Annotated in this window: 27 protein-coding genes, 1 tRNA gene, 1 pseudogene and 1 riboswitch; of the genes and pseudogenes, 8 read left to right on the top strand and 21 right to left on the bottom strand. The window is 41.9% G+C overall.

The genetic code is table 11. The features are described 5' to 3' along the window. Window positions 1-245 precede the first annotated feature (245 nt). A pseudogene (locus LGO15_RS16670) lies at window positions 246-2201 on the bottom strand (vitamin B12-dependent ribonucleotide reductase); the annotation flags it as partial. Between the two features lie 353 nt (window positions 2202-2554). After that, a complete protein-coding gene (locus LGO15_RS16675; RefSeq protein ID WP_226085326.1) occupies window positions 2555-3391 on the bottom strand; it encodes a lipoate--protein ligase family protein in 837 nt (278 codons plus the stop codon). Between the two features lie 234 nt (window positions 3392-3625). Between LGO15_RS16675 and LGO15_RS16680 the strand changes: the two genes are divergently transcribed. Next, the gene (locus tag LGO15_RS16680; protein WP_167831691.1) at window positions 3626-3946 is read left to right on the top strand and encodes a rhodanese-like domain-containing protein; all 321 of its coding nucleotides are present in this window, start codon (window positions 3626-3628) and stop codon (window positions 3944-3946) included. Window positions 3947-4895: 949 nt separating this feature from the next. Here LGO15_RS16680 and gcvPB read toward each other — a convergent pair. The 3 genes from gcvPB to gcvT are packed head-to-tail and all read right to left on the bottom strand — an operon-like array spanning window position 4896 to window position 8827. Continuing rightward, window positions 4896-6359 carry an aminomethyl-transferring glycine dehydrogenase subunit GcvPB gene (gene gcvPB, locus LGO15_RS16685; RefSeq protein ID WP_167831531.1) on the bottom strand — a complete coding sequence of 488 codons (1464 nt, stop codon included), beginning with the start codon at window positions 6357-6359 and terminating at the stop codon, window positions 4896-4898. After that, window positions 6352-7698, bottom strand: a complete 1347-nt coding sequence (gene gcvPA / locus LGO15_RS16690) for an aminomethyl-transferring glycine dehydrogenase subunit GcvPA (protein ID WP_226085327.1) — start codon at window positions 7696-7698, stop codon at window positions 6352-6354. Before gcvPA ends, gcvPB begins: the two co-directional genes overlap by 8 nt. Before the next feature lie 22 nt (window positions 7699-7720). After that, window positions 7721-8827 carry a glycine cleavage system aminomethyltransferase GcvT gene (gene gcvT / locus LGO15_RS16695; RefSeq protein WP_226085328.1) on the bottom strand — a complete coding sequence of 369 codons (1107 nt, stop codon included), beginning with the start codon at window positions 8825-8827 and terminating at the stop codon, window positions 7721-7723. Between the two features lie 197 nt (window positions 8828-9024). Then, window positions 9025-9113, bottom strand: a riboswitch (glycine riboswitch). 174 nt (window positions 9114-9287) lie between these two features. Here gcvT and LGO15_RS16700 point away from each other — a divergent pair. Both LGO15_RS16700 and LGO15_RS16705 read left to right on the top strand, forming a co-directional pair. Continuing rightward, window positions 9288-10976, top strand: coding sequence for a DEAD/DEAH box helicase (locus LGO15_RS16700; protein ID WP_226085329.1), 1689 nt, complete (start codon window positions 9288-9290; stop codon window positions 10974-10976). Further along, the gene (locus LGO15_RS16705) at window positions 10954-11742 is read left to right on the top strand and encodes a YqhG family protein (RefSeq protein WP_226085330.1); all 789 of its coding nucleotides are present in this window, start codon (window positions 10954-10956) and stop codon (window positions 11740-11742) included. The genes LGO15_RS16700 and LGO15_RS16705 overlap by 23 nt, the downstream gene beginning before the upstream one ends. 53 nt (window positions 11743-11795) lie before the next feature. Here LGO15_RS16705 and LGO15_RS16710 read toward each other — a convergent pair whose 3' ends face one another. From LGO15_RS16710 to comGA, 9 genes are read right to left on the bottom strand one after another with little or no spacing between them, the layout of a single operon-like run. Continuing rightward, window positions 11796-11978: a YqzE family protein gene (locus LGO15_RS16710; RefSeq protein ID WP_167831536.1), complete on the bottom strand. Its 183-nt coding sequence runs from the start codon at window positions 11976-11978 to the stop codon at window positions 11796-11798. A gap of 41 nt (window positions 11979-12019) precedes the next feature. Continuing rightward, the gene (locus LGO15_RS16715; RefSeq protein ID WP_226085331.1) at window positions 12020-12520 is read right to left on the bottom strand and encodes a shikimate kinase; all 501 of its coding nucleotides are present in this window, start codon (window positions 12518-12520) and stop codon (window positions 12020-12022) included. A gap of 16 nt (window positions 12521-12536) precedes the next feature. Next, on the bottom strand, window positions 12537-12860 hold the full coding sequence (gene comGG, locus LGO15_RS16720; RefSeq protein WP_226087919.1) for a competence type IV pilus minor pilin ComGG: 324 nt from the start codon (window positions 12858-12860) through the stop codon (window positions 12537-12539). Between the two features lie 47 nt (window positions 12861-12907). Then, on the bottom strand, window positions 12908-13453 hold the full coding sequence (gene comGF / locus LGO15_RS16725; protein WP_318999791.1) for a competence type IV pilus minor pilin ComGF: 546 nt from the start codon (window positions 13451-13453) through the stop codon (window positions 12908-12910). After that, window positions 13335-13670, bottom strand: a complete 336-nt coding sequence (locus LGO15_RS16730) for a hypothetical protein (RefSeq protein ID WP_226085333.1) — start codon at window positions 13668-13670, stop codon at window positions 13335-13337. The genes comGF and LGO15_RS16730 overlap by 119 nt, the downstream gene beginning before the upstream one ends. Next, the gene (gene comGD / locus LGO15_RS16735) at window positions 13654-14106 is read right to left on the bottom strand and encodes a competence type IV pilus minor pilin ComGD (RefSeq protein WP_226085334.1); all 453 of its coding nucleotides are present in this window, start codon (window positions 14104-14106) and stop codon (window positions 13654-13656) included. Before comGD ends, LGO15_RS16730 begins: the two co-directional genes overlap by 17 nt. After that, window positions 14090-14416 (bottom strand): competence type IV pilus major pilin ComGC, encoded by a 327-nt coding sequence (gene comGC / locus LGO15_RS16740; protein ID WP_226087920.1) that lies wholly within the window; start codon window positions 14414-14416, stop codon window positions 14090-14092. Before comGC ends, comGD begins: the two co-directional genes overlap by 17 nt. 37 nt (window positions 14417-14453) lie before the next feature. Continuing rightward, window positions 14454-15485, bottom strand: a complete 1032-nt coding sequence (gene comGB, locus LGO15_RS16745; protein WP_226085335.1) for a competence type IV pilus assembly protein ComGB — start codon at window positions 15483-15485, stop codon at window positions 14454-14456. Beyond that, window positions 15472-16548 carry a competence type IV pilus ATPase ComGA gene (gene comGA, locus LGO15_RS16750; protein ID WP_226085336.1) on the bottom strand — a complete coding sequence of 359 codons (1077 nt, stop codon included), beginning with the start codon at window positions 16546-16548 and terminating at the stop codon, window positions 15472-15474. Before comGA ends, comGB begins: the two co-directional genes overlap by 14 nt. 134 nt (window positions 16549-16682) lie before the next feature. Between comGA and LGO15_RS16755 the strand changes: the two genes are divergently transcribed. After that, a tRNA-Gln gene (locus LGO15_RS16755) sits at window positions 16683-16754 on the top strand. 36 nt (window positions 16755-16790) lie between these two features. Here the strand turns inward: LGO15_RS16755 and LGO15_RS16760 are convergent. Then, complete coding sequence (locus tag LGO15_RS16760; RefSeq protein ID WP_226085337.1) at window positions 16791-17144, bottom strand: Spx/MgsR family RNA polymerase-binding regulatory protein; 354 nt, start codon at window positions 17142-17144, stop codon at window positions 16791-16793. A gap of 194 nt (window positions 17145-17338) precedes the next feature. On the opposite strand from LGO15_RS16760, the gene LGO15_RS16765 reads away from it, so the two are divergent. Together LGO15_RS16765 and LGO15_RS16770 are read left to right on the top strand one after the other, a co-directional pair. Beyond that, window positions 17339-18040 (top strand): helix-turn-helix transcriptional regulator, encoded by a 702-nt coding sequence (locus tag LGO15_RS16765; protein ID WP_167831544.1) that lies wholly within the window; start codon window positions 17339-17341, stop codon window positions 18038-18040. A 79-nt stretch (window positions 18041-18119) separates the two neighbouring features. Further along, a complete protein-coding gene (locus tag LGO15_RS16770; RefSeq protein ID WP_023627332.1) occupies window positions 18120-18365 on the top strand; it encodes a DUF2626 domain-containing protein in 246 nt (81 codons plus the stop codon). A gap of 68 nt (window positions 18366-18433) precedes the next feature. Here LGO15_RS16770 and LGO15_RS16775 read toward each other — a convergent pair whose 3' ends face one another. Both LGO15_RS16775 and LGO15_RS16780 read right to left on the bottom strand, forming a co-directional pair. Beyond that, window positions 18434-19522 carry a class I SAM-dependent methyltransferase gene (locus LGO15_RS16775; RefSeq protein WP_226085338.1) on the bottom strand — a complete coding sequence of 363 codons (1089 nt, stop codon included), beginning with the start codon at window positions 19520-19522 and terminating at the stop codon, window positions 18434-18436. 168 nt (window positions 19523-19690) lie between these two features. Further along, on the bottom strand, window positions 19691-20326 hold the full coding sequence (locus tag LGO15_RS16780) for an MBL fold metallo-hydrolase (RefSeq protein ID WP_226085339.1): 636 nt from the start codon (window positions 20324-20326) through the stop codon (window positions 19691-19693). A 184-nt stretch (window positions 20327-20510) separates the two neighbouring features. On the opposite strand from LGO15_RS16780, the gene LGO15_RS16785 reads away from it, so the two are divergent. Both LGO15_RS16785 and LGO15_RS16790 read left to right on the top strand, forming a co-directional pair. Continuing rightward, on the top strand, window positions 20511-20990 hold the full coding sequence (locus LGO15_RS16785; RefSeq protein WP_167831547.1) for a hypothetical protein: 480 nt from the start codon (window positions 20511-20513) through the stop codon (window positions 20988-20990). A 111-nt stretch (window positions 20991-21101) separates the two neighbouring features. Next, window positions 21102-21275 carry a DUF2759 domain-containing protein gene (locus LGO15_RS16790; RefSeq protein ID WP_167831548.1) on the top strand — a complete coding sequence of 58 codons (174 nt, stop codon included), beginning with the start codon at window positions 21102-21104 and terminating at the stop codon, window positions 21273-21275. A gap of 70 nt (window positions 21276-21345) precedes the next feature. On the opposite strand, the gene LGO15_RS16795 is transcribed toward LGO15_RS16790, so the two are convergent. From LGO15_RS16795 to LGO15_RS16810, 4 genes are all read right to left on the bottom strand, one after another. Continuing rightward, on the bottom strand, window positions 21346-21663 hold the full coding sequence (locus tag LGO15_RS16795) for an MTH1187 family thiamine-binding protein (protein WP_167831694.1): 318 nt from the start codon (window positions 21661-21663) through the stop codon (window positions 21346-21348). A 24-nt stretch (window positions 21664-21687) separates the two neighbouring features. After that, complete coding sequence (locus tag LGO15_RS16800; RefSeq protein WP_226085340.1) at window positions 21688-22848, bottom strand: YqgU-like beta propeller domain-containing protein; 1161 nt, start codon at window positions 22846-22848, stop codon at window positions 21688-21690. A 260-nt stretch (window positions 22849-23108) separates the two neighbouring features. Then, window positions 23109-24992 (bottom strand): LTA synthase family protein, encoded by a 1884-nt coding sequence (locus tag LGO15_RS16805; RefSeq protein ID WP_167831550.1) that lies wholly within the window; start codon window positions 24990-24992, stop codon window positions 23109-23111. A gap of 273 nt (window positions 24993-25265) precedes the next feature. Next, entirely contained in the window at window positions 25266-26243 is a 978-nt protein-coding gene (locus LGO15_RS16810) for an ROK family glucokinase (protein WP_226085341.1), read from the bottom strand. Window positions 26244-26256 lie beyond the last annotated feature (13 nt).

Consider the following 26256-nt stretch of genomic DNA (forward strand, 5'->3'; position numbering starts at 1 on the left):
TTGAGCACCCCTTCTTATTATATCACACAACAAGAACAGGTGTTCGTTTGGTTGCTCGGCATGTAGTCGTTGAGGGGTCAGCCACGACTTCCCTGCGGATTGTCTGGTAGGTATTCTACCAACACTCCTGCATTTTTACCGGTTACATGGACTGGCTAAGTCCTGGTAGCAAGAGATACGCCAGAGTTTCCCGCATATAGCCAAGTTTACGCTACATTCTTACGAATATAGGGGGCAAGCAATTTACCCGTTGGAGCAACAGTCAGCAAGTGTGAGTTGCGAATCCCGTTTTCAAGGATCGACTCGCGAATATCTTCAGGCATTTTCTTCATGAAACCAGTGTTCGTGAATGCCTGGCGAAGTCTGTTTGTTTCTTCTTCTGTACCGCCTTGAAGGAATGGGAAGCTCCCTTTTTCCTTACCAAGTTCAACAGATGCGCGGTAAGCAGACGTCGCAATTGTTTCAAATACCTTGTCAACAAGCTGGTTTCCTTCTTCTGAACCGTATTCTGTTTCACAGTATATCAGAAGATCGTGTAGTCCCATCACTCCAAGACCGACACGGCGTTCACCCAATGCTTGCCTCTTGTTATCTTCAAGGAAGTATGGAGTCGCATCGATGACATTGTCCTGCATGCGCACTCCAACTTCTACAGTACGCTTCAATTTTTCAAAATTAACTGTCTTTGTATCCTTGTCCGCCATTTCTGCAAGGTTTACAGCAGCGAGGTTACAGACGGAATTTGGTGCGAGAGGCTGTTCCCCACATGGGTTTGTCGCTACAACCTTCTGTCCATAAGCCTGTGCGTTAGTCATGTCGTTGGCATTGTCGATGAAGAAGATGCCTGGTTCTGCTGAGTAAGTCGCACAGATATTGATCAGGTTCCATAATTCTTTCGCTTTAATTTTTCTATAAGTACGAACTTTATAACCCAGCTTTTCCCACTCGCGAACGTCGCCGATCTTATGCCATTCTTCGTTATAAACCTTCATTGTCTCAGTATCATAGCTCTCCACATCAGGGAAGCGAAGTTCATAATCAGCATCGTTTTCGACTGCGTCCATGAAATCCTTTGTCAGAGTGACCGAAATATTTGCACCAGTAAGGAATTCTGAGTTATGGACGGTATATGTTCCGCCTGTTGCAAGCTTTTCTTCAGCCGCTTTAATGATATCTGCGCTGAATCCACCGTATCCAGGAATGCTCTTATAGTTCACGATTCCCTGATACATTGCTTCTTCCTGCAAAGTCAGCGGTGTGAATTTTAATTTCTCTTTCGCCATTCTCTTGATTGATTCATCGTTTGTGTTTTCAATCAAAAAGCGTAGGATCCTTGGGTTTTGCATTTTTGAAATGATGAATTCTACAATGTCAGGATGCCAGTCAGAAAGCATGATCATCTGCGCGCCCCTTCTTGACCCGCCCTGCTCAACTAAATGCGTAAGCTTGGCAATGTCATCGAGCCATGAAACCGATCCGGATGATTTTCCGTTAACACCTTTGGCAAGTGTGTTGCGCGGTCTTAATGTCGAACCGTTTGTTCCAACTCCGCCGCCACGGCTCATTATTTCCATGACCTGTTTTCGGTGCTCGGAGATACCTTCGCGTGAATCTTTTACGAATGGCATGACATAACAGTTGAAGTAGGTAACATCTGTTTCCGCGCCTGCTCCGTAAAGAACACGGCCTGCCGGGATGAAGTTCATCGATACAAGCTCCTGATAGAACTTCTCAAACCATTCCTGGCGCTTTTCCTCTGTTTTTTCAACTGCTGCAAGCCCTGTCGCATTCCGTTTCGCAATTTGCTCGTAAAATACTTCGAGCGGCTTTTCAATCACGTCCAGTGAACGTTTGATCACCCCGGTCGAAGCTTCTTCAGGGTCATCGAGCACACCGCGGAATTCTTCATCTACAAGCACTTTAGCAGTTTTGTTCTCCCAATCAATATCTAGTATGAATCCAAGTCCACGGGCAGGAAACTTTGGGTCCTCTTTGATGGTGAGAACGATAAAATCACCATTTGATAGTGTAATTTTTTCAGTGTCTTTAAAAGTATAGCGGTCCAGCATGACTAATCGGGAGACGCCTTTGTGGGTAAGTTTCATGTCAGAGGTAATCGGGTGAACCTGCGGGAACAGCTTGATATCCTTGTTCAGGCTTTCTACATCCAGGCTCATTTTTTGTCCAATAGTTACAGACATTTCTACAACTCCTTCTACGGTTATATCTTTTCTCTAATGTCTTACTAGAAGTATGTAATTCTAGCTGCATTTTTGAATTACCCTTACGTTATCATATCGAAACATCAAAAATCAATATATAGTATATATTTTATTTTCGACAACACTATATATGGTGTTTAGGTCAAACGTTATAGATTTTGTCAAACATGAAAACTATTAAAAAAGAGAGGTATTCAGAGAGAAAAGTAGAATTTCTTCAGTAAATGATAAAAAACAACAAATTTCGAGGGTTGCACTTTTTATAAATCTTCAGATCCTAGAAAATACTGGATAAAAACAAAAAAAGCGGGAAATCCGCTTTTAAAATATTTTTATCGCTTAAAATTCCACTCATCGGATTCGTACTTATTTTTTGCCAGTGCATTTACATAATCCAGTTCTTCGTCACTTAAAGTATACGGCTCCAAAGTAATCCCCAAGCCGTCCTCAAAACCCTCTTTGAATGCTTCTTTCGCTTCTTCAAGGTTAATCTTGCGGCTGCTGATTTCATTGATTGCTACGGCTTTAGTCTTGAAGGCTCGCTGCATCCTTTCCTTGACCCTGTCATTCGGATACTTGAACAGACTGAATAGCTTATCCTCATCCAAATCAAGCAAAATGGAACCATGCTGGAGGATAACCCCTTTTTGCCGGGTCTGGGCACTGCCTGCCACTTTCCGGCCCTCAACTACAAGCTCATACCAGCTTGGAGCATCAAAACAAACTGCAGACCGTGGGTTTTTCAACGCTTCTTTATCAGCAGAGGTTTTTGGTACAGCAAAATAAGCTTCCAGACCTAACTTCTGGAACCCCTGTAAAATCCCTTCTGAAATCACCCTATATGCTTCTGTTACTGTCTTTGGCATTTCTGGGTGCTCTTCAGTAACGATCACGCTATATGTAAGTTCATGTTCATGAAGCACGCCGCGGCCGCCAGTAGGCCTCCTTACAAATCCAAGACCGTGCTGTTTCACAGCATCCATGTCAATTTCTCTTTCAATCTTTTGGAAATAGCCAACTGAAAGTGTCGCCGGGTTCCATCCATAAAAACGGACCACCGGAGGAATTTTTCCGGCACCATGCCATTCAAGCAAGGCCTCATCAAGCGCCATGTTAAAAGAAGGTGAACAGTCACCTGAATCAATAAATCCCCATACCTCTTTATTCATACTAAGTAACCCCATTTAAAATAGTTTTAAGCTAAGATTTTTTTAGTCTAACAAAATAAATTTCAAAAGCAAAGCAAGATGATTTAAAGAAATTTACGAATTTCCTTTGCTCTCTGCCATGAAGGCTTATATAATTATAAGTGGCTCAGCTAAGCTTGAAAGGAGAAATATGTTTTGGATACACTTATCTTTTTAATCGTCCTGACAGTTGCGGTAATTCTATACTCTGTGTTTATGTATTTCCGCCAGAAAAAAATTCTCAATACCCTGACAGAGGAAGAATTCAAAGCCGGTTATCGTAAGGCGCAATTGATTGATGTCCGTGAACCGAATGAATTCGCAGGTGGACACATTCTAGGCGCAAGAAATATCCCGCTTACCCAACTTAAAGCTCGCCTGAAGGAAATTAGGCCGGACAAGCCAGTTTACCTTTACTGCCAGAGCGGTTCCCGCAGCGGACGTGCTGCACAGCTGCTTTACAGAAAAGGCTACAAGGATCTGAATCATCTACAAGGCGGCTTCAAAAAATGGGGCGGCAAAGTCAAAGCTAAATAAGAAATCTTCCCATAAAATTACCCCCTCAGCAGGAATGCTGAGGGGGTTAGCTTTTTTACTTCAGGAGATAATCAAAATGAACGCTTGCCGGATCAAGCAGAATTCCTCCAGGTTTGGACAAAATAACGGATTCCCCTCTTCCTTTTGTCCAATGACACTCCAGGTTCGGACAAAATCACGACTTCTTCTCTTCATTTTGTCTGAAGCCAAACCAGGTTCGGACAATTTCTCAGCTTCTCCTCTTCATTTTGTCTGAAGCCACACCAAGTTCGAACAAATTCTCAGCTTCTCCTCTTCATTTTGTCTGAAGTCATACAAGGTTCGGACAAAATCACGACTTCTTCTCTTCCTTTTGTCCGAAGTCACACCAAGTTCGGACAAATTCTCAGCTTCTCCTCTTCATTTTGACCGAAGTCATACCAGGTTCGGACAAATTCTCAGCTTCTCCTCTTCATTTTGTCCGAAGTCATACCAGGTTCAGACAAATTCTCAGCTTCTCCTCTTCATTTTGTCCGAAGTCATACCAGGTTCGGACAATTTCTCAAATACCCATCTTAACTTTGTCTGAAGCCATACCAGGTTCGGACAAATTCTCAGCTTCTCCTCTTCACTTTGTCTGAAGCCACACCAAGTTCGGACAATATCTCGGCTTCTCCTCTTCACTTTGTCTGAAGTCACAACAGGTTCGGACAATATCTCGACTTCTCCTCTTCATTTTGTCTGAAGTCACACTAGGTTCAGACAAAACCCAAGCTTCTCCTCCTAATCTTGTCTGAAGCCACACCAGATTCGGACAATTATTCGGCTTCTCATCTTCATCTTGTTGAAGCCACACCAGATTCAGACAAACACACTGCTTCCACTCTTAGAAAATGTCAAGGTCATACATTGTTTTCAAATACAAAAACAAAGTCCTGCCATAAACAAATCTGGCAGGACTCTTATCATTCTATTCAGCTTTTTGGTAACGCAATACCGGCTTCCTTGCAGCTGTTGTTTCATCCAGACGGCCTATTACTGTAGAGTGTGGGGCTTCCTGGACGATTTCCGGATTCTCTTCTGCTTCTTTTGCAATCTGGATCATTGCGTCGATGAAGGCATCAAGAGTTTCCTTGGATTCTGTTTCTGTTGGCTCGATCATGATCGCTTCTTCTACATTCAATGGGAAGTAGATGGTTGGCGGATGATAGCCGAAATCTAGCAAGCGTTTTGCAATATCCAATGTGCGGACGCCAAGTTTCTTCTGGCGCTTGCCGCTGAGGACGAATTCGTGCTTGCAGTGTCGGTTGAATGGCAGATCATAGTACTCTGCAAGTCTTCTCATCATATAGTTCGCGTTCAGTACGGCATACTCCGTAACGGCTTTCAAGCCATCTGGACCCATTGTGCGGATATACGTGTATGCACGGACATTGATGCCGAAGTTTCCGTAGAAAGGCTTAACCCTTCCAATCGACTGCGGACGATCGTAATCGAATTTATAAACACCATCCTGCTTCGTCACGATTGGCTTAGGAAGGAATGGAATCAAATCTGCTTTTACACCGACTGGGCCTGAACCTGGTCCGCCGCCGCCGTGAGGGCCTGTGAATGTTTTGTGTAGGTTCAAGTGAACAACATCGAAGCCCATGTCGCCAGGGCGCGCCTTTGACATAACAGCATTCAGGTTCGCTCCATCATAATAAAGCTTTCCGCCTGCGCCGTGGACAATCTCTGCCATCTCAAGGATATTTTCTTCAAATAGACCAAGTGTGTTCGGGTTTGTCAGCATCAATGCAGCTGTATCTTCACCGACAACCTTCTTAAGGTCTTCTAAATCAACCAGACCGTTTTCATCTGATTTTACCGTAATTGTTTCAAAACCAGCTACTGTTGCTGAAGCTGGATTCGTTCCGTGCGCAGAGTCAGGAACGATTACTTTTGTACGGTTCTGATCTCCGTTCGCTTCATGATAGGCGCGGATCATCATCAAGCCCGTCCATTCACCGTGAGCACCTGCAGCCGGTTGAAGAGTCACCTCGTCCATTCCAGTGATTTCAATCAGATGTTCCTGCAGGTCGTACATTAATTCAAGAGCACCCTGGACAGAGCTTTCATCCTGCAATGGATGCAAATGCGCAAAACCGTTGAAGCGTGCCACATTTTCATTCATCTTAGGATTGTATTTCATTGTACAAGAACCAAGCGGATAGAATCCGGAGTCAACACCGTGGTTACGCTTGGATAATGCAGTGTAATGGCGCATGATATCAAGCTCGGAAGCTTCAGGAAGTTCTGGCTCTTCTTCACGCAGGAAACCTTCTGGCAAAAGCTCTGATAAATCTGTTTCCGGAACATCCATTTCCGGAAGGCTGTAGCCGACACGGCCTGGTGTGCTTAATTCAAAAATGAGTGGCTGATCTTCCTTATGCATTGATATCCCCCATTTCCTTTACAAACGTATCGATTTCTTCTTTTGTTCTTAACTCTGTTACCGCAACAAGCATATGGTTGTCGAGATTGGAATCATCACGTCCAAGGTCATAACCGCCGATAATGCCCTTTTCAAGCAGCTTTTGGTTCACTTCTTTTACTGGTTTATTCAGCTTGACAACGAACTCGTTGAAGATTGGTCCTTCGAACGCTATTTCAAAGCCATTTTCTTTAAATGCTTTTTTCGCATAATGTGCCTTTTGGATGTTGGCAACAGCCATTTCACGAACACCTTTTTTACCTAGAGCAGTCATCGCCACTGAGGCAGCTAGCGCATTCAAGGCCTGGTTCGAACAAATATTTGAGGTCGCTTTATCACGGCGGATATGCTGTTCCCTCGCCTGAAGTGTCAATACGAATCCACGGCGTCCCTGATCATCCTTCGTCTGTCCGACTAGTCTGCCCGGAACCTTTCTCATGAGCTTTCCAGAAACAGCGAAGTATCCGCAGTGAGGACCGCCGAATGCTGTCGGAATTCCGAATGGCTGTGCATCTCCGGCAACGATATCAGCACCGAACTTACCAGGAGGCGTCAATGCACCTAATGCAAGAGGATTGCTGGATACGACGAATAATGATTTATTTTCATGAACGATTGCTTCGATTTCCTTCATTGATTCGATGCCGCCAAAGAAGTTTGGATACTGGACGATGACAGCTGCTACTTCTTCACTTGCCATATCCTTCAGTGCTTCAAGGTCAGTGACGCCATCATTATGCGGTACTTCGACAACATCGATGTACTGGCCCTTAGCATAACTCCTGACTACGTCCTTGTATTCAGGATGGACAGCACTAGAAATCAATACTTTCTTTCTTTTCGTATGGCCCGCGCTAAGCATTGCAGCTTCAGCCAATGCTGTGCCGCCGTCATACATAGAGGAGTTCGCAACTTCCATTCCAGTCAATTCACAGATCATCGTCTGGAATTCAAAGATCGCCTGAAGCTCACCCTGAGAGATTTCCGGCTGGTATGGCGTATACGCAGTGTAAAACTCAGAACGTGAAAGGACATGGTCAACAATCACCGGAATGTAATGGTCGTAGACACCTGCGCCAATAAATGAAGAATTCATTTTCAAATCGGCATTTTTCGCAGCCATCTGTGCCAGCTCTTTCATCAGTGCTGTTTCTGACTTGGCTGGCTTGATGTTGTATTCTCCGGCAAAACGGACTTTTTCAGGAATATCGCTGAACAATTCGTCAATCGATGAAACGCCGATGCTTTCCAACATTGCGTTTTTATCACTTTCAGTCAGCGGTAAATAGCGATGCTTCATAACTTTTTCCCCTCTCCGGCTTTTACTTTTTATCTCTTTTATAAAAAGGTGTAGCTGAAACAGCAGCTTTTAAACGCTTGCCGCGGATTTCAACTTCCACTTCATTGCCTAACTCAGTTTCTTTTGTATCAATCAGTGCAAGCCCAATGTTCTTCTTGAGCGTCGGGGATTGCGTGCCTGTAGTGACTTCGCCAATCTGAGTATCCCCTTTGTAAACTGGATACCCATGGCGAGGAATCCCGCGGTCGATCATTTCAATGCCGACAAGCTTTCTAGGAAGTCCATTTTCTTTTTGTTGCTTAAGCGCTTCTTTTCCAATAAAATCAGCATCTTTATTCAGCTTAACTGCGAAACCAATCCCAGCTTCAAGCGGGCTGATTTCTGATGAAAGCTCTTGGCCGTATAATGCCAGATTGGCTTCAAATCGTAATGTATCCCTGGCACCAAGGCCGCATGGGATGACTCCCTCTTCTTTTCCTGCTTCAAGGATTTCCTTCCAGAGGCTTACAGCATCCCCGGCATCGCAATAGATTTCAAATCCATCTTCCCCTGTATATCCAGTTCGTGAAACAAGCGCTTTCTTGCCGTTCAGATCTACTTCCTCGCTGAACTTGAAGAAACCGATTGTGCTTAGGTCATGATTTTTTGCAAGCTTTTGCAGGACTCCTTCACCAAGCGGGCCTTGTAACGCAAGCTGCGCCATGCCTTCAGACAAATTCTCGATTTGCACATTCCCTTCAAGGTGGTCATTCATCCAATCGAAATCTTTTTCTATATTGGATGCATTGACTACAAGCAGATAATGCTCATCTTCAAGTTTATAAACCAATAAATCATCAACAGTGCCACCTGTCTCATAACACATCGCTGTGTATTGGGCTCCGCCGTTTTTGAGTTTTGAAACATCATTCGTCATCATCTTTTGTAAATAGTCCAGACTATCGGGGCCTTTTACCTCGATTTCTCCCATATGAGAAACATCGAATAGACCAGCTTTTGTCCTAACTGCTTCGTGCTCTTCCTTGATGCTCGAAAACTGGACAGGAAGTTCCCAGCCTCCAAAATCAACCGTCTTTCCACCGTATTCCTTATACACATTAAATAGCGGTGTCCGTTTTAATTCAGTCATTATGTATCCCCCTTCGTCCTATAGCTAAAAAATCAGTTTGTGAACGTTTTTAGTTGAGGCAATTGCCATTGGAGCCATAAAAAAGGACAGAGCACCCCCTCTGATTCTGAGAAGGTCTCTGTCCTTTCACCTGAAAGTTTACCTGTAAAGGCTTTCCCCTTTGGTGGCTCCCACTAAAAAAGCGCTCTCCAGAGATGCGTCAAACAAGAGTTCTTTTGCCTGAGAGATTCACAAAGTCTGCTTGCTCCTTCGGCGCTACTAAAGTAGTCTCTCCCCTTGTTGTCATCCGCATTTATATTATTTTCACAATTGGGCATGCTAGACGTTATTACACATGTCTGCAAACTGACTATTTAAGACTATAAAATGACAAATTTCAAAACATTCAAAAGCTAACTTCATCCTACCATTAGAGAGCTAATTTCGGCAATATATTTATACTTAAAAAGAGGTGGATAAAATGACTCTGGAAATTAACTTTGATTCTTCCTGGCAGGACGAAATGGCTGCGAGAATTGAGAATGACGGGCCATGGGGAAATTGGGAGCTATACAAACTAGCCGTGGAGATAGAAAAACATACCATCATCCCTGAATTCGAGGGACTTCAGGCACCGTCTCATCTACCGGAACTCACTCCCCTTCCGCATCAGCTGGAGGTAGCGAAGCAGGTCGTTGAAAACATGAACGGAAAAGCCATACTTGCCGATGAGGTCGGTCTTGGAAAAACGATCGAAGCTGGATTGATTTTGAAAGAATACATGATCAGAGGGCTAGTCAAAAAAGTATTGATTCTTGTTCCTGCTTCCCTTGTTTCGCAATGGGCCATGGAGCTGAATACTAAGTTCCATATTCCTGCAATAGCCCAAAAGAAAAGTTACGTATGGGAGCAGTGTGATGTTGTCGTATCTTCAATCGACACAGCTAAACGTGCGCCGCACCGAGATATCATCAATAATTTAAATTATGACCTTATCATTATTGATGAAGCTCATAAGCTTAAAAATAATAAAACAAAAAACTATGAATTTGTCCAAAATCTCAAGAAAAGGTTTTGCCTGCTTCTGACTGCCACACCAATTCAAAACCGTATTGAAGAAATTTTCAATCTCGTTTCTCTATTAAAACCTGGACATTTAGGCAGTGAAACGGCATTTTTTGATAAATATAAAAAGGACGCCAGGTCAGTAAATGATGACGAACACCTCAGGGAACTGGTCAATAAAGTGATGATTCGCAACAGGCGGGCTGATACCGGAATCGAATGGACCAAGCGGCATGTCGAAACCATTCCTATACAGTTCTCGGAACAAGAACGGGCACTTTACGATTCGATTCAATCATTAAGAGGTGCTGAAAGCGGACTAAACTCAAGCCAATTCTCATTAATGACGCTTCAGCGGGAAGCATGCAGCAGCAGGGAAGCTGTATTCTACACACTCAGGAACATGCTTCAAAGACAGGAGAATCCATCGGTCGGCTTCCAAAACACCATCGCACAGCTGATCAAACGTGTAGAGGCCGTAACAAAGAATTCCAAGGCTGAAAAAGCGCTGGAATTAATCCAGGAGATTGATGACAAGGTCATTATTTTTACCGAGTACAGGGCCACACAACTGTACCTTCAATGGTTCCTTAAGCAAAATGGCATCACATCAGTGCCCTTCCGAGGAGGATTCAAACGCGGCAAGAAGGATTGGATGAGGGAGCTCTTCCAGAAGAATGTCCAAGTCCTGATCGCAACGGAAGCTGGCGGTGAAGGAATCAACCTGCAATTCTGCAGCCATATCATCAACTTCGATCTTCCGTGGAATCCGATGAGACTTGAGCAGAGGATCGGAAGGATTCACCGCCTTGGACAGGAGAAGGATGTAAAAATATATAATTTCGCAACAAAAGATACAGTCGAAGAACATGTACTGAAACTTCTATACGAAAAGATCAACTTGTTTGAGAAAGTCATCGGAGAACTGGATGATATCCTGACTAAATTGGAGTTTGGCAATATTGAAGATCATCTAACCGATATTTTTGGAAAGTCGGCTTCTGATGGTGAGATTAGGATCAAGATGGAAAATCTGACTTCGATGATTCAGTTCGCAGAGGAAATGAAGGAGGGAAATCAGCGTGCAGCAACAGGAAATCCATAATTTTCTCGAAAGATATTTTACCGCGAATAACTGTGACTTGGTTGAAAATAACAAGGGTTATATGACAGTTCAGCTGACGGTGGATCTTGACAAGGAGTTGATGAACCGACCATTTTATTGGCATTATCTTGAGAAGACTGGCGGCGTCCCCAACCCAATGAAGCTGACCTTCATAACCAATAAACAGCAGGCGCCGGACGATATGAAAGGTGAGGTAATCCACTTTGGATCACCGCGTCTTCATCAAATTTTTGCATCGACCAAAAACCTTGCCGGTTATATCCGGTTATACCAAAATAACCAATTTCCAGTCCAGACACCACTTATCCCCTGGATTGGTCTGAATATGAAAATATCCTATCAGTGTGATAGAAAGCGTGATGTTTTCCATTCTATCGGACTGCAGCTGATCAATGGCAGGATGGTAGAAGAATTCCATGACAAATTACTGAAGCTGCCGCTTAGTTCAAAAATACCGGACTACGCCTATACACTCTCTCCACTAATCAAGCCAAAAAGCGGCGTAAACAGAATCCAGTCATTTTTGAATGCCAGGGTCGAGCAAGAGGATCATACGTGGGCGGAAGAGGCAAGAAAACGCTGGCAGAAGGATCTGGAATTGCTCCATCACTTCTATGAAAATGAAGAAGAAGCGTCTGACAGCTATAAAACGGAAAAAGCTGCATTACAGGAACAATATGAACCCAAGATCAATATCGAAATTGTCAATGGGGGATTATTTTATTTAACAGATCGTGCTTTGTGATGACAAGTCCCTAAAAAAACAAACCCGGCTATAGTTTAAGCCGGGTTTTCCAGTTAGTTCTTTTTCTTTTTGATGCTCGACATCAGCATGAATGGCAGGATGCCAAACCACCTGAACATAAAGGTAGCTTCTGCTTCTTTTTTTGCCTGCTTCATCTTCTGGCGTTCTTCTTTCGGTTGGTCAATATATTTTACAACAGTCTGGGTAAGATATTTCACATAATCATTGGTTTTCATAGTTACACCATCCTCCGTACGTTATCAAGTATAACCAGGAGTTAGTTTTTCATACGCTGGATAATTTCATCGACAATCATAGAAACAGTTTTCTCGGAAGTATCAATCTCAATATTTGCCGTTTCTTGATATAAAGGAAGCCTGCTACTGTACAGTCTTTCCGCAGCTTCCATATTATTATTGCTTAATAAAGGCCTGGTGTCGTCACCCTTGAGCCTGCCCATAATAGCGCTGAAATCTGCATGCAGGAGAACAACATTCTTTTTTCCTTTTAAAAATTCCCTGTTCTTTTCCGACCCAATAATTCCGCCCCCAGTGGCGACAATGGCATCTGCGTTCGGCATTGAATATAAAACCTCTGACTCCATGCCACGAAATTCCTCTTCGCCTTTATTAGAGAAGATTTCATTGATTGTCATTCCGGCCTTTTTGACAATTTCCAAATCTGTGTCGTAAACATCCACTTGCAATTTTTTGGCCAATTCCTGTGATACAGTAGTTTTCCCCGATCCCATGAACCCAATCAGATAGATTGCTTCCATATCTCTTTATCACCTATCATTTCTTTTCTCTCCATCTTATCATTGCCCCAGTATTCTTGTCATATTGCGCGATACCCAGAGCTTTCTCCCCGCCTTCGAGTTTAAGATTAAAAATAACCTCTTCCACGCTGCTTGAAACATCCTGCTTTTGAAAGCTAACATCTCCTAACTTATACTCCAATGTACCTGAAGCAGGTAAAGAGCCTTCGCTCCTCATGTTCTCCGTCTGTTTGACCGAGCATAGCATATAATATTCTTGCAGCCGGATCGCTTCTGTTTCTTTCGCGAACTTTTTGCCAGCGACATAATTCTCCGTCAATATCAATAAAGAAAATGACATCAACAGCAAAAAAATCATCGTTAGTGGATAAACAAAACCTTTTTGATTTATGGTTCCACACCCCCAGCTGGATAAAGTCGATGAACCCTTACCGAATAATCCGTTCCTTCCAAATCCTTTGCTTTTATCTCTACTCCATCAGCTATTTTGCCAAAACTGAAGCTTGAAATGTTTTGGATCAAGATTTCATGTCCCTGGTAGTTCACCCTCCTGCGCATACTGTTAGCATATTTTTCATAAAGAATAATTTGCTCATCAACCTTTAGCAGAAGCTTATCTGGCTGGACAGTCATTTGCTGCGCTGATCGGATTTCTCTTTTCACCTGGCTGCCGAAGATCTCCCACTCCATTTTCCTCTCCATCCTCTCTGTAACTCGATGATCAAGGATTATTTTCATCCCTAAAGGCAGCATCGAGGCAATCAACAAAAATAGAAGGACAGATAAAAGCATCTCAGCCATCGTAAAGCCTCGTTCACTCTGAAGGTGCACATTTTTTTTGCTGCTGATTAGCATGATCAACATATAGTACGCAAACCTCCCACGAGGTATCTCCCTTATTTTTAGTGACCTTGATATCATAGCGGTCGCCATTCTGAATGATATACTCTCTACCCGAATATGTTCCTTCAATTTTCAAATACATCAGTTCGTCATATATTAGATGGCTGGCTGTAACACTTTTTTCGGACTCTATTGTCTGATTGACAACTAGTATGGCAATCGGCAGCAAAATCGCAGTACCCATGAAAAAAGCGGCAAGTGACAACAGCATCTCACTCAGAAAAAAACCATCATTCTTCCAAAACATAAAATCTGCCCTTTCCAATCTGAAACATCATCTTATATTTTCTCGAACCTGCAATGATGTAAATAGACCCAAAGCTATCGATATTCCCATCCGGCTTATATTGGAACATCAATTTCATCGTTCCTTTTTCCACTATAATGTCAGATGAGTAATGTCTTTTGGCCAAGTATGGCGCAGTATAATCCATTCCGCGGATATAGTAGTAATTATTTTCCGGCATGATATGAACGGTAATGGTCTCTTGATGGGAAATTGCGTATTGCTGGCCGTAGAGAAGATCGGCCTTTAATTGAGAAAAGAACATCTCCTTTTCGAGCAAGTCCTTCTGGGGTGAAAACAGGAACGCAGATATAAGGGAGAGCATCAAGAAGGCTGAAAGCACGATCAGCATTTCGACCATAGTAAACCCGCCAGATGCTTTATTGGTTGGTTGCATTGAACTCTGTTTCTGTGAGAACAGCACCTTCAGTGGTTATTACAAGTTCAGTTTTACCGTCTGGACATTTGGAGCCGGTGTTTTTCAGGTATTTGTCCGTTTGAAGCTGATCAAAGGTAGGAATTACATTTTTGTCAATTTTGTACGCCTGTACCTGTGCCTCAACCATTTTAATATAGCCCTCGCAGCCCTTTGAATTGATTTTTGAACTATGTGTAGCGATATTCGGAACTGTAATAATAAGCAGAACAGAAATCACGAGCAAAACAATCATCATTTCTATCAAAGTGAATCCTTTTTGGTTTTTCATCATGCATTCTCCTTTATTTTTCCGCATCAAAAAATGCTTAAATACCTTTCATCATCTGGAACATTGGCAGCAGTATGGCGAGGTACAATGAAACGACGAGCAAGCCAATAAAGCTATACAAAATCGGCTGCACGGTCTTCATCGCTTTTTCCGATTTTTCTTCAAGTTCTTTCAGGCAATGCCTGCTATAGAAATAAAGTTCCTGGTCAAGCTTCCCGTTCTCCTGCCCATGTTTAATAATCCTTTGCAGCTCTGCCTCAAAAAACTGATACTCTCCAACTGCTTTGTCAAAATCCTGGCCAGCAGCCAGTTTTGAAATCATATCCTTCCCTATTTCCCTTGCAAATGGTTCATGCACGTTTTGCTCAAACACCTTCAATGCCGCAAGCACGGAAAGTCCGCCAGAAAACAAATAGCTTAACTGGACAGAGAAATAGTGTGAGTAAAGAAGCCTGACAAATTTTCCGGCAATCGGCAGCCTGACAAGCATCAATTTTTGTTTCATTGGATGGATGTTTTTAAAGCTCGAGAAGTAGTATAAAACAAGCAATGTGAGGAGGCTGAGAAGAATATAGAGCAAGTTTGGGAGAAAAGAGGCGGTTGCCCCTATTGTTTTCATAAAGATGTTCGGAGCAAGGTTCATGTCTAAAAAGAGTGAGTTGAATTTCGGAAGCAAGATTCTGTTGACGAAAAAGAATAGGCTGAATGTAAGCATCAAAAGCAGTAATGGATAAGCTGCAAGCCTTTTTAATCTCTGGTAATCTGCGTCTCGCTTAATGACCATATCACTGCCTTCAGTCAGGGTGCGGGCCAGTCCCCCATGCTGTTCAGCAAAATAAACATAGCTGACAAGATCCCTTTTAAAATTCAATTCTGCCAGAATCAAATAAAGAGGAAATCCTTCGCGCAGCTTTTCTAGGCTTTTCCGAACCTCAGCTTTTCTCTTCTTTTCCAAATAAAAAGTCATTGATTCAATCGCTTCAGCCAGTGAATAACCGCGCGACAGCAATTCGCCCGTCCGTTTGAGAAACCTGGCCTGTTCAGCGACAGGCCATTTACTCTCCATCATTGAGAACCCACCTCTGGTATTCGGACTCCTTGATGAACCCCAGAGCGATTCCTTTCCGGATCGCATCTTTGAGCGTCTTGTAATGATAGCTTTGGCTCTCCCCCTTTGCTTCCTTCAGTACAGCAGATAAATCCTTCCCCGTTAGGATTTCGAAGACATTTCCTCTTTTTCCGCTGCCCGATGAATAGCAAAATGGCGAACAAGTTCCTTCACAGTAAGGACAAGTCAATTCAACGAGCCTCTGTGCCGTCACTGCAATCAATGTCTGTTCAATTTCAAGCCAATTGATTCCGAATTCAATAAGCCTGTAAATCGCTCCTCTCGCATCCCTTGTATGCATCGTCGTCAGTACGAGATGCCCTGTAAGCGAGGCCCTAATAGCCGTTTCCGCGGTCTCTTTATCCCGAATTTCCCCAACCATGATAATATCCGGGTCGTGCCTGAGTATGGCCTTCAAGCCTGCAGAATATGAAATGCCAGCCCGTTCATTGACCTGGACCTGGAGAACTGTATCACTCGGTTTTTCAATCGGATCTTCAAGTGTAATGACATTGCGATTGACTATATCCGAAGTTTCGGAAAGCATGGAATACAAGGTAGTCGTCTTTCCACTGCCGGTGGGGCCAGTAAAAATGATTAAACCATGTGCGTGTTTTAAAAGGGAAATCAGTTTTTTCGATGTGGATGGAAATAAAGAAATTTGGAAAGAAGGAGATTGATTTTGTTCGGGAAGGAGTCGTATGACCATGCTTTCGCTCTGGTAGGCTGGAAGCGTGGAAATCCTTAAGCCGATCTTCATTTCTTGGAATTGATACGTGAAAGCACCGCTTTGAGGACGTCTTTTTTCACCAATATCCATTGAAGCTGTGAATTTGAAGTGGGAAATGAGGCGCTCACAATCAGCCTGTTCAAGTGTGTACCGGGGGAGTAGCTGATTGCCTAGTCTGAACTTAATCAGTGTGTCTTTCTCGCGAGGGATAATATGTACATCCGACGCGCCACTTCTTAAAGCATCTTTCAGGACATTGTCCGCTAGCTGTTCAATTGATTTGACAATAATCATGCACCACCTTTTTGGGTTATAGAAAGGAATTCGCCACACCCCCTTCCCTTCCTGCAAAAAATTGATCAAAAATATGTATAAATAGTGACAGTTCTATTCATAATAACTACCGTAACGTCAACGAGTCATTTTTTTGGGCTATAGCCAAGCGGTAAGGCAACGGACTTTGACTCCGTCATGCGTTGGTTCGAATCCAGCTAGCCCAGTCCCTAAAAAAACGGAAGCAAAGCGCTTCCGTTTTTTTATTTAGCAATTTTTTTTAATGCATCAGGGTTAAAACCGACTATAAGCTTTTTCCCATCTGTCAAGATTGGGCGTCTAAGCAGCTTCGGCTCCTCAATGACAAGTTTGATTACCTCTGAAAGTGGCAGGTCTTCCATGTCCATATTTAGATTTTTATAAGTTTCTCCTCTTGTGGCAAGCAGTTCATCCAAGCCTTCAGTCGTCAGTGATAAAATTTCCATTAATTCTTTTTTCGATGGAGTATCTTTGAACATATGACGTTCTTTGAATTTCACGCTGTTAGAGACCAGCCACTTTTTTGTTTTACGGCATGAAGTACAGCTTGGGTATGAATAAAACGTCAGCTCTTCCATTAAGTTAACCCTCCTGGCGAACAAAATTATCTTATATACACATTGTATAACTTTTGTATAACATTTGTATAGTATTTTGTCATCATTTCGCCATTTAGTTGTGAACATTTTCTAAACATATAGTGTAAACAGTGTAAACCTTATTTTCCTCTGTATTATAATGAAGGCAAATTAGTGGTCTGAGGTGAACTAAGGTGGAGCAAACATTAAAAATCACAAGTGTTTTGTCTGATCCAACGCGTTATTATATTTATCAATACATCACAAAAAGGCATAAGGATGTAACTGTCCAGGAAATCGCTGATAATTTCGATATTCATCCAAATGTAGCAAGATTGCATTTATCAAAACTGGAAGATGTCAACATGCTGATATCCGAAACGAAAAAGACTGGCAAGGGCGGCCGCCCAAGCAGACTTTACCGTCTATCAGATGAAGTGATCCAGCTTCACTTCCCTTTCCGTGATTATCAGCTATTGTCCAAAATCGCAATGACCACCATGATGTCGCTTGGAGAAGCCGGAAAAAAGGCATTGTACATGACAGGTAAACGTTTTGGTGAAGAGCTGATGGATCAGGAACTAGCACGCCATCCGCAATTGTCGGCTGAAATGACGTTTGAACATAAGTTGAATTCAATAAAAAATGCGGCTACTCTTGCTGGTTTTTATCCTGAATTCGAACCTAACAGTGAAAAGACTAAAATTTACTTTCAGATCTTTAACTGTCCATTCAAGGAAGTGGCAATGGATCATACAGAAACAGTCTGCAATATGCACTATGAATTTTTGCGCGGAATGTTCGAATCCCTCTTTGGCGAGATTGAATTGATCGAAAAAGAGAATATGTTCACAGGCTGTGACTCTTGTTCATATCAAGCAGTTATTGCACAATAATCAATCCTTGTTTACTTTTCACTCCACTTTACTTTATAATATGATAGTGATGGACTTGTAGGGTAAAGGAGGGATATCTTTGGATCGTATGTACAGAGTTTTAGGATTCTGGACGGGAATCTTTGCTGTCATGTTTTTCTTGGGTGACATGTATACGACGTCCTTGATTTTCTTTGGTCAAACTGGATTTTTCTTGTTATTAAGCTACTTGAAACTGTCTGAGCGTATGTACATATACGTCTTCGGCGCATACTTAACAATTTTCTTTGCTGGATTTACTTACTGGTCAACATTTATGATGCCATTAGGTGGAACTGGACATTGATCAATTGTTTAGTTCAAATAAAAAAAGCGATGGATTTCCATCGCTTTTTTTATTTACTTTCGGATATATTAAAATAGCTTCCCATCTAGGCCGCCCATTCCCTTAGCCTGTACGATAACATGAAATGACTGGCTGATCCCTCCTGGCAAGATCAGGCTCCGAATTGCACGATTGCGCTTGCTTGCTTCAGAAAAAGGATTAGGATCATTGTGCTCCGCAAGCTCTTCTAATATCCCAGCAGCCATCAAGAATTCATCCTGCCTCATTTTTTGCAGAAAACTCAGGCCGTATTTTTCACCAATGAATTTTAGTGCATCAAAATGCACATGGCTTGTAAGGTCCATTTCACCTGGATATTGCAAAACATCATGATGCATCTGGTGCTGGTAATATCCTCTCAAGCTTCCGCGCCTGCGCGCTGGGTGCTTCCATTCTTCTTTCGTATAACCGTAATCTACACTCAACATGATTCCCTTTGCCATATTCTCTGAAATCGATTTAATGAAAGGTTCATACGAAAGCGGTATCTCAATCCTTTGCCCTTCAGCCAATTCTATTCCCTGGTCTTTTATGAAAGCTTTAATTTTTTCATTCACTACCGGAATCATGACCTCTTCAAGTTGTCCATTTTCATATCTTACAAAAACTTCGTTGACTACACTCTCACACTTTTCGATGACATGGACCGGGAAAGCATCAAATAATTCATTAGAAAAAACCAGACCTTGCTTCATGCCAGTGTTTTCAAATGCATCTCCATAAAGGATGTCCACATCCAAGCCATTCAACTCTGCTGTTTGAAGCTTTCGATGATAAGGACTCGCTTCCACAATCCAATAGCAAAGCGTTTCCTCATTCACCTCATTCCAGCCTTGAATGAATGCCCTGGCAAATCGCCCATTGCCAGCACCTATTTCACAAACAGATGGCGGTAAGCAAAGGGCTTTGGCATTTTTCGCATACCACTTTCCTATCAATTTGCCAAACACATCAGCTACATTGCTGGATGTATAAAAGTCGCCTTCTTTGCCTATTTTCTTGCGTTCCTTTATGTAATAGCCTGCCTCAGGATGATAAAGTGCAAGCTCCATATACTCAGCATAAGAGATCATTTTTTCTGGAGAGGCTTCAATATACTGTTTAATTATTTCTTTCATATTAACTCCTTGAAAAAAGTTTTCACTATTGACATAGTGTTTTCGATATTATATTGTTTTAGTAGTAGCTTAACTATATCCCCTCCCATGATATGAATAGAACATCCCCCAGGAAAGCCCTTCTCTTTGAGAAGGGCTTTTCTAGTATTCTTTTTCATGCTGCGATCTTTAAAATCCGTTTAAAAACGGATTGGAATCCATTTCAAAACCAATCGTAGTCGCCGGGCCGTGTCCAGATAGCACCTCTGTTTGTTCTGGAAGTACCAGGAGCTTATCATGAATGCTTCTGATTAATTGATTATGGTTTCCACCCGGCAAATCTGTCCTTCCGATGCTTCCATTAAAAAGGGCATCACCTGCCAGTACAAATTCTCCTTCTGGAAAATACATTGAGATACTTCCTGGAGAATGCCCTGGCGTTTCATACACTTCGAACTTAAAACTGCCAATTGACATGGTACCCTCATCTTTAATCAAGTAGTCAGCAGGTCGGGCTTTTATCGGCTCGTTCAACATGAAATGCCTGGAACCATTCAGGGCAGGATCTGGTAACCAGTCTTTCTCGTTTTCATGGATATAGACTTTGATACCATACTTATCCCTTATACGATCCACCGCACCAATATGATCGAAATGAGCGTGTGTCAGAACAATTGCTTCCGGCTTTAATTCCAGCTGTTCAATCACTGTTGCCAGCTTTTTCGGATTATCTCCTGGATCCACAATCAGACATGAGTGGTTTTCATCGTAAACAATATAGCAATTTGTTTGTAAAGGACCTAAGGGAATCTGTTTCCATTTCATTAAAATAGCCTCCAGCTTCTAGTGGTATTATTAATATATTTATTTTACACTATTGTCAGGCAAGTTTTCAGGGGTTGCGATTGAAAAAGCTTGTAGCCATCTTCTGAACAAACGGGGTTGAAACTAAATTCGCACATTCATAATGGTTAGGTGTTCTCCAATAAAACACTAAGGAGACGATAAAATGCAAATTTTCTTTGCTATTGAGGCCGACCCTATAATCAAGGAACTGCCTGAATTTGAACAGTTACTTCTGTCAGAAGCCCCTCCGCAACTTGTTCATGGAAATATCTATATTTATGTACAGCAACAAATGGCGGAAGCAGCCTTAGCATTGATGACAGAAGCTGATCTTCATGAAGATACACATCAACTGATAAAAGTGGAAGGATCTGCCGGAGCGGATTTTTATGATTACGGATTTCACACTGGTACTGATACTTATTTATATACTAACGATCTTTCAGCCTTCAGGATTACAGATGGAAGTACTATCCAGATTAAGATGGCTCTTATTCAGTTGGAGGAACATCTCGTGTATACTTCTTCGGAAGGTATTTATTTTACCATCAACCATTATACTGACCTGATATTGGGTATAGTAAAGGCATATGAGGTGAAAGTTGAGTTTTTAGACCTCGACAAATGGTGTAAAAAAATATAAAATATAAAACGAGTGTATGCTTGTCATTACATAACAGGCTGCCGCCTAATTTCAATCAACTTGTTCAACAAACAGGCTTATGTCTGCCTAATTATGAAGGGGGCTTTTATCATGGGATTGGCAATTATCTTGGCTTTAGTCACACTGCTTGCCGGTTATGCAACTTTCTCAGCGCTTAAAAACAAAAACATTCTTGGAATCGTCTTTGGTGGAGGAACTTTCTTGGTTATTGGCTGGTTCACAGTCATGACGGTCCTTCACAACGGCTTCCCAGTAGCGCACTAATTTTATGACACATGAAAAGACCACCTATAGCAGGTGGTCTTTTCATTTACTGCTTATTCCAATTTTTCATTTACTGCTTTTTCAACAATTCGTTTACTCTTTCCACCTTATCCTGCATCCTTCTTTTCACATCACGCCTGTCATCTATCCTGATATTTGTGGCCACACGCTGGATTCCTGCATTGAAGGGTGCTTCATGAATCGCCTGGATCACCTCAAACAACACCGGCAGCTCACCTTCAATCAAAGTATTCATCGGCGTAAGCTGATATTGAATTTCCCCTTTTTCCTCATATTGCTTAAGTATCTTTTGGATATCTGCTACATAAGAACTCACACTCGGTGTTTCCGTTCCGATTGGTATAACTGTTACATCGACGATTGCCATCATAATCTCTCCTTGCAAATTCAATTAATAAACGAGGTCAAACATCTCGTTTGTCTCAATATTCAAGACTTTTTCGAGCTGGAACCCATACAGGCATATCTTTCCCGAAGGTGAACAGGAGAGTGGTTCGTTAGCCAGCTCGCTAAGCACCACTTCTTCTTTTTGGGATTCTAAGTGATAACGCATCAAGTTATATCCGCCCTCATATAGATCGGCATCTCCCATACTGTTTGCCTTCAGATAGATAAAACCATTTCCATTTCCCATTAAATCATAAAATGGAACGACCCATCCAGAAAAAGAGGTTAGCAAAGGTGCTGTGAAACTGGCCACCTGTCTGTCCCCACTCCTGAAAAATGAATACAATCCCAAACCTGGATTTTCTTCATCATCCACTTTGACAGTCATTAAATACGGCCCTAAAGAATCGAACTGATAAATATCCTCAAACAAAGTTTCCGTCTTGCTTTCATTAAGTGATAAGGAATTTAGTGGTGCTGTTAGCTCCATCCCTTCTTCGTCCCATTCCTGATAAACAAGTTCATCCTCGGAAATCCACCTGACAAAAGGTTCTGGAAGATTAATCTCATCTAGCTTATTGTTCCTCAAATCCAGCAAATAACTGTTGAAGTCCCATTCTTCTGTAAAAGCAGATATCATAATCAAATTTTCATCGAACGGATTCCATTCAAATGTTATTTCATATGATTGAATGCTTGTAGAGTACAATTCTTCACCTGACAAATCGATGATCGTCAAAAGGCCTTCTTCTGATGCAGAGCTATGGATGAGAACCTTTTTCCTATCTGGACTTGGTACCGCTGTGATGATTGGCTCATCACTTCTATAAAGCAATGCTCCCTTTCCTGTCCCGAGGTTGTAGGAATACAGTAAAGAAGTTTGTTCTCCTTTATTTGAAACATAGAGGATTTCTGAACCACTCAGCCACCCTGCTGATTTATAGAATTCCTCATCCTCACCAATCTTAATAGGAATGATTCCTTCTCCTAAAAACGAAGGAGACGGCAGTTCTCTTATCCTATCCAAACTATGGTCCGCTCTTTTATGTAATGAACCTTCAAGTTTCTGAGTGCAGCCAGAAAGGGCCGTTGCAGAAGTGATGATGATCAGGATCCCCCATATAACAAAAGGTAAACGATATGTACTTTCCTTGATGTTCTTCACCTCAGCCCCCCCCTTTTTTAACAATGTATATATCTGTACGTTAGAAACGCCGAAATGTTTCAATCAATTTTGAAAAATTAGTAAATCATTTTACACTGCTTGGAAACCAGTTTTTTTATAAATTCTCCCATTATTAAAAAACTGTTATTCTGCACTATGTAATATCTCATTGATTCAGCTAAATTGCCACTATAAAGGCAGCTTTTTTATAATAAAAAACCTGCACCCAAATTACATTCAGGCACAGGCTTTTCTATTAATCACTCATTAGATTTCGAAGAACTTTTTTCATTGTCTGCATCTTCATAAAATCTCAGTAAGTCACCGTAAATGATTTTATCGGAGAACTCAAGCTCGTTCTTTGCTTGATCGAAGTAACGCTCACAAGCTGCTTTATCAGTCGGTTCACCAGTTGCTTTATCATAGCAAGTTTCTCTTGTGAATACATAATCCTTCGTTATGAAGCTGCCATCACGAAGGACAGCGAAATCATTTCGGTCCTTCGAGAATAGGTCTGAACCAAAATCGATGTTATTTTTTGTATCGATTCCTAACAGATGAAGGATCGTCGGCTTCAGGTCAATCTGTCCGCCAACCGTAGGCATGATCTTGCCTTCTTGCCCAGGAATATGGACAATCAACGGCACTTGTTGAAGCTGAGTGCTTTCAAAAGGTGTGATATCCTTGCCAAGGTATTCACTCATCGCTTTATTATGGTTCTCTGAAATCCCATAATGGTCACCGTATAAAATAATGATTGAGTCTTCGTAAAGCCCTTCATCTTTCAATTTTTGGATGAATAGCTTAAGAGCCTCATCCTGGTAACGTACAGTTGGGAAATAATTATTGACTGTCTTATCATTTGACGTATAAGGGTCGATAAAACGGTCTTCCTCATTCAGTTCGAATGGGAAATGGTTCGTCAATGTAATGAACTTTGAATAGAACGGCTTTGGCATAGCCTTCAAATGGTCAACAGATTGCTGGAAGAACTCAATGTCTTTCATGCCCCAGCCTACTGAATTTTCTTCTTTCACTTCATAATCCGGCAAGGAGTAAAAGCGCTCGTAGCCCAGTGATTGATACATGATATCACGGTTCCAGAAGCTCTTATTATTCGCATGCAAAGAAGCCGTGAAATAGCCATTTTCGTTCAAGATTTCTGGTGTTGCAGTATATTCATTGCCAGAGTGGGTAAAGAAAACAGCACCTCGGCTTAATGGATACAGTGAATTCTCAACCAGGAATTCAGAGTCTGAAGTTTTACCCTGGCCAGTCTGATGATAGAAATTATTGAAGTAATAACTATCTTTGATGAAATCGTTCAGGAATGGGGTAATTTCCTGTCCATTCACCGTTTGGTTTATGACAAAGTTCTGGGTGGATTCCATTGATATTAGAATGACATTTTTGCCTTTTGCTATGCCAAACATCTCATCGTTAGGCGGTAGATAGTTTGCACGCACATAGTTGTCAATGTCTGCAAGCTCGCTGCCATCAGCCATTGCTCTCTGTGCGGATGACTTAGATTGTAAGTAAGCATCATATAGGTGGTAATTGTAAGTTCCGATATTTTTAACAAGCATTTCTCTATCGAATGTTCTTGTCAATAGCTGAGGTCGCTCAGTTTCAGCCATTCCCAGGTTAAAGAATGCAATCGCAATTGCGATAAGGAAGAAAGATCTGCGGTCCACTTTTGTATATTCACGAAATACGATTAGATTGGGTTTGAATTTTAAAAGAACAGCCAACACGAGCAAGTCTGCAAAATAAAACAAATCGCTGATGTTGATGAGTTCGGTGACACTGCTGCCCAGATCACTCATATTACTCGTCTGGAAAAGCACAGGGATCGTCAGGAAGTCATTGAAGAAACGGTAGAATACTACATTAGCGAACAGGATAGCTGAAACTATGAAACTTGTTATTAAAATGTAGCGCTTCTGAGCCTTCTCCTTCATGAACATGCTGATTCCCAGGATGATCATCAGGAAACTTAAGGGGTTCATGAGCAGAATGATTTCCTGTCTCCAGTTTTCAATCTTTATATCAAAGCTAGTTTTATAGGCAATATACGTCTTTAGCCAAAGCAGAATTGTCGCAATAGCAACAATGGATGCTTTAGTCCATGTATTCTTCTTCATTTTGCTTGTTACCTCCCTGTCAAATATAACAGATGTGGGAATTTTTAGGTTATTTTTTCCACTTGCTCAAGAATCAAAGATAATCTTAATACTTTTTTTTCTAAAAAGCAAACAAAATTAAAGTAAAAAAGTATAGACCAATTATTGTGATTTTCCACTACTTTAGACGAATTAAACCTTAAAAAGTTTCAGGAATGTCCAAATTCCGAAAATTGAAACTTTTGTCTCATAAAAAAACAGGGAGTTTTCTCACTGAAAACTCCCTGTAAATCGTTATTCTTGTCTAATTTTGTTCTTGACCAGCCATGCAGCCCCAATAACGCCTGCATCATTCCCCAATGTAGCGATACTTATTTCGGTTGATTGAGCAACTCGAGGAAAAGAGTTGCGCAAAAACTCTTCTTTTATCGGATTGAGAAGGACATTCCCTGCTTTGGAAACTCCTCCGCCAAGGACGATTTTTTCCGGATTAAGTGTATTGGCGATATTGGCAAGTGCAATTCCTAAATGCAAAGCCACTGAATCAATGACTTTCAGCGCCAATTGATCGTTCCTTTTTGCAGAATCAAAAACATCTTTCGCCGTTACAAAGCCTGTTTCCTTATACACTGTTGCCAGTTCTCCAGTTGAAGCTTCTTTGTTCAAGGCTTCCATAGCTATCCTGACAATTCCAGTGGCAGATGCAATGGTTTCCAGGCAGCCAGTTTTGCCGCAGTTACACGGCGCTCCACCTTCAGCCATTGAAGTGATATGGCCGATTTCACCTGCAGCGCCACTCACTCCGTGAACGATATCACCATTAGTGATGACACCGCCGCCTACGCCTGTTCCTAGGGTGACACACACAAGATCTTTGGCACCATTTCCTGCACCCTTCCACATTTCACCTAGTGCGGCACAGTTCGCATCATTATCGATTACAGCCGGAAGCGAGGTTTCGACTTCAAGCAGGTCTTTTAAAGGATAAGGCTCTCTCCATCCAAGGTTCACTGCTTCAAAAATCACACCGGTCGCAAGATCAACTGGGCCAGGAGCTCCCATGCCAATCCCGATGATTTCACTTTTTGAATGGCCTAACTCCTCAAGTTTTGCGTCGATAGCCTTCGCGATATTGACTGTTATATTTTTTCCTTCGTTTGAAACATCTGTTGGAATCTCCCACTTATGAAGAATTTCCCCATACATGCTTATGAAAGCAAGCTTGGTTGTTGTTCCACCTAGATCTACCCCTACAAGCCATTTTTCAGCCATTTTCTGTCACCTT

The sequence above is a fragment of the Mesobacillus sp. S13 genome (genome assembly GCF_020422885.1).
Lineage (GTDB): Bacteria > Bacillota > Bacilli > Bacillales > Cytobacillaceae > Mesobacillus > Mesobacillus selenatarsenatis_A.

Bases quoted from the DNA above. Each gene is read 5' to 3' on its own strand.
- LGO15_RS16675 (WP_226085326.1), bottom strand. From the start codon at position 3,391: ATGAATAAAGAGGTATGGGGATTTATTGATTCAGGTGACTGTTCACCT.
- LGO15_RS16680 (WP_167831691.1), top strand. From the start codon at position 3,626: ATGTATTTCCGCCAGAAAAAAATTCTCAATACCCTGACAGAGGAAGAA.
- gcvPB (WP_167831531.1), bottom strand. From the start codon at position 6,359: ATGCATAAGGAAGATCAGCCACTCATTTTTGAATTAAGCACACCAGGC.
- gcvPA (WP_226085327.1), bottom strand. From the start codon at position 7,698: ATGAAGCATCGCTATTTACCGCTGACTGAAAGTGATAAAAACGCAATG.
- gcvT (WP_226085328.1), bottom strand. From the start codon at position 8,827: ATGACTGAATTAAAACGGACACCGCTATTTAATGTGTATAAGGAATAC.
- LGO15_RS16700 (WP_226085329.1), top strand. From the start codon at position 9,288: ATGACTCTGGAAATTAACTTTGATTCTTCCTGGCAGGACGAAATGGCT.
- LGO15_RS16710 (WP_167831536.1), bottom strand. From the start codon at position 11,978: ATGAAAACCAATGATTATGTGAAATATCTTACCCAGACTGTTGTAAAA.
- LGO15_RS16715 (WP_226085331.1), bottom strand. From the start codon at position 12,520: ATGGAAGCAATCTATCTGATTGGGTTCATGGGATCGGGGAAAACTACT.
- comGG (WP_226087919.1), bottom strand. From the start codon at position 12,860: ATGTCATTTTCTTTATTGATATTGACGGAGAATTATGTCGCTGGCAAA.
- comGF (WP_318999791.1), bottom strand. From the start codon at position 13,453: ATGGCGACCGCTATGATATCAAGGTCACTAAAAATAAGGGAGATACCT.
- LGO15_RS16730 (WP_226085333.1), bottom strand. From the start codon at position 13,670: ATGTTTTGGAAGAATGATGGTTTTTTTCTGAGTGAGATGCTGTTGTCA.
- comGD (WP_226085334.1), bottom strand. From the start codon at position 14,106: ATGCAACCAACCAATAAAGCATCTGGCGGGTTTACTATGGTCGAAATG.
- comGC (WP_226087920.1), bottom strand. From the start codon at position 14,416: ATGAAAAACCAAAAAGGATTCACTTTGATAGAAATGATGATTGTTTTG.
- comGB (WP_226085335.1), bottom strand. From the start codon at position 15,485: ATGATGGAGAGTAAATGGCCTGTCGCTGAACAGGCCAGGTTTCTCAAA.
- comGA (WP_226085336.1), bottom strand. From the start codon at position 16,548: ATGATTATTGTCAAATCAATTGAACAGCTAGCGGACAATGTCCTGAAA.
- LGO15_RS16760 (WP_226085337.1), bottom strand. From the start codon at position 17,144: ATGGAAGAGCTGACGTTTTATTCATACCCAAGCTGTACTTCATGCCGT.
- LGO15_RS16775 (WP_226085338.1), bottom strand. From the start codon at position 19,522: ATGAAAGAAATAATTAAACAGTATATTGAAGCCTCTCCAGAAAAAATG.
- LGO15_RS16780 (WP_226085339.1), bottom strand. From the start codon at position 20,326: ATGAAATGGAAACAGATTCCCTTAGGTCCTTTACAAACAAATTGCTAT.
- LGO15_RS16785 (WP_167831547.1), top strand. From the start codon at position 20,511: ATGCAAATTTTCTTTGCTATTGAGGCCGACCCTATAATCAAGGAACTG.
- LGO15_RS16790 (WP_167831548.1), top strand. From the start codon at position 21,102: ATGGGATTGGCAATTATCTTGGCTTTAGTCACACTGCTTGCCGGTTAT.
- LGO15_RS16795 (WP_167831694.1), bottom strand. From the start codon at position 21,663: ATGGCAATCGTCGATGTAACAGTTATACCAATCGGAACGGAAACACCG.
- LGO15_RS16805 (WP_167831550.1), bottom strand. From the start codon at position 24,992: ATGAAGAAGAATACATGGACTAAAGCATCCATTGTTGCTATTGCGACA.
- LGO15_RS16810 (WP_226085341.1), bottom strand. From the start codon at position 26,243: ATGGCTGAAAAATGGCTTGTAGGGGTAGATCTAGGTGGAACAACAACC.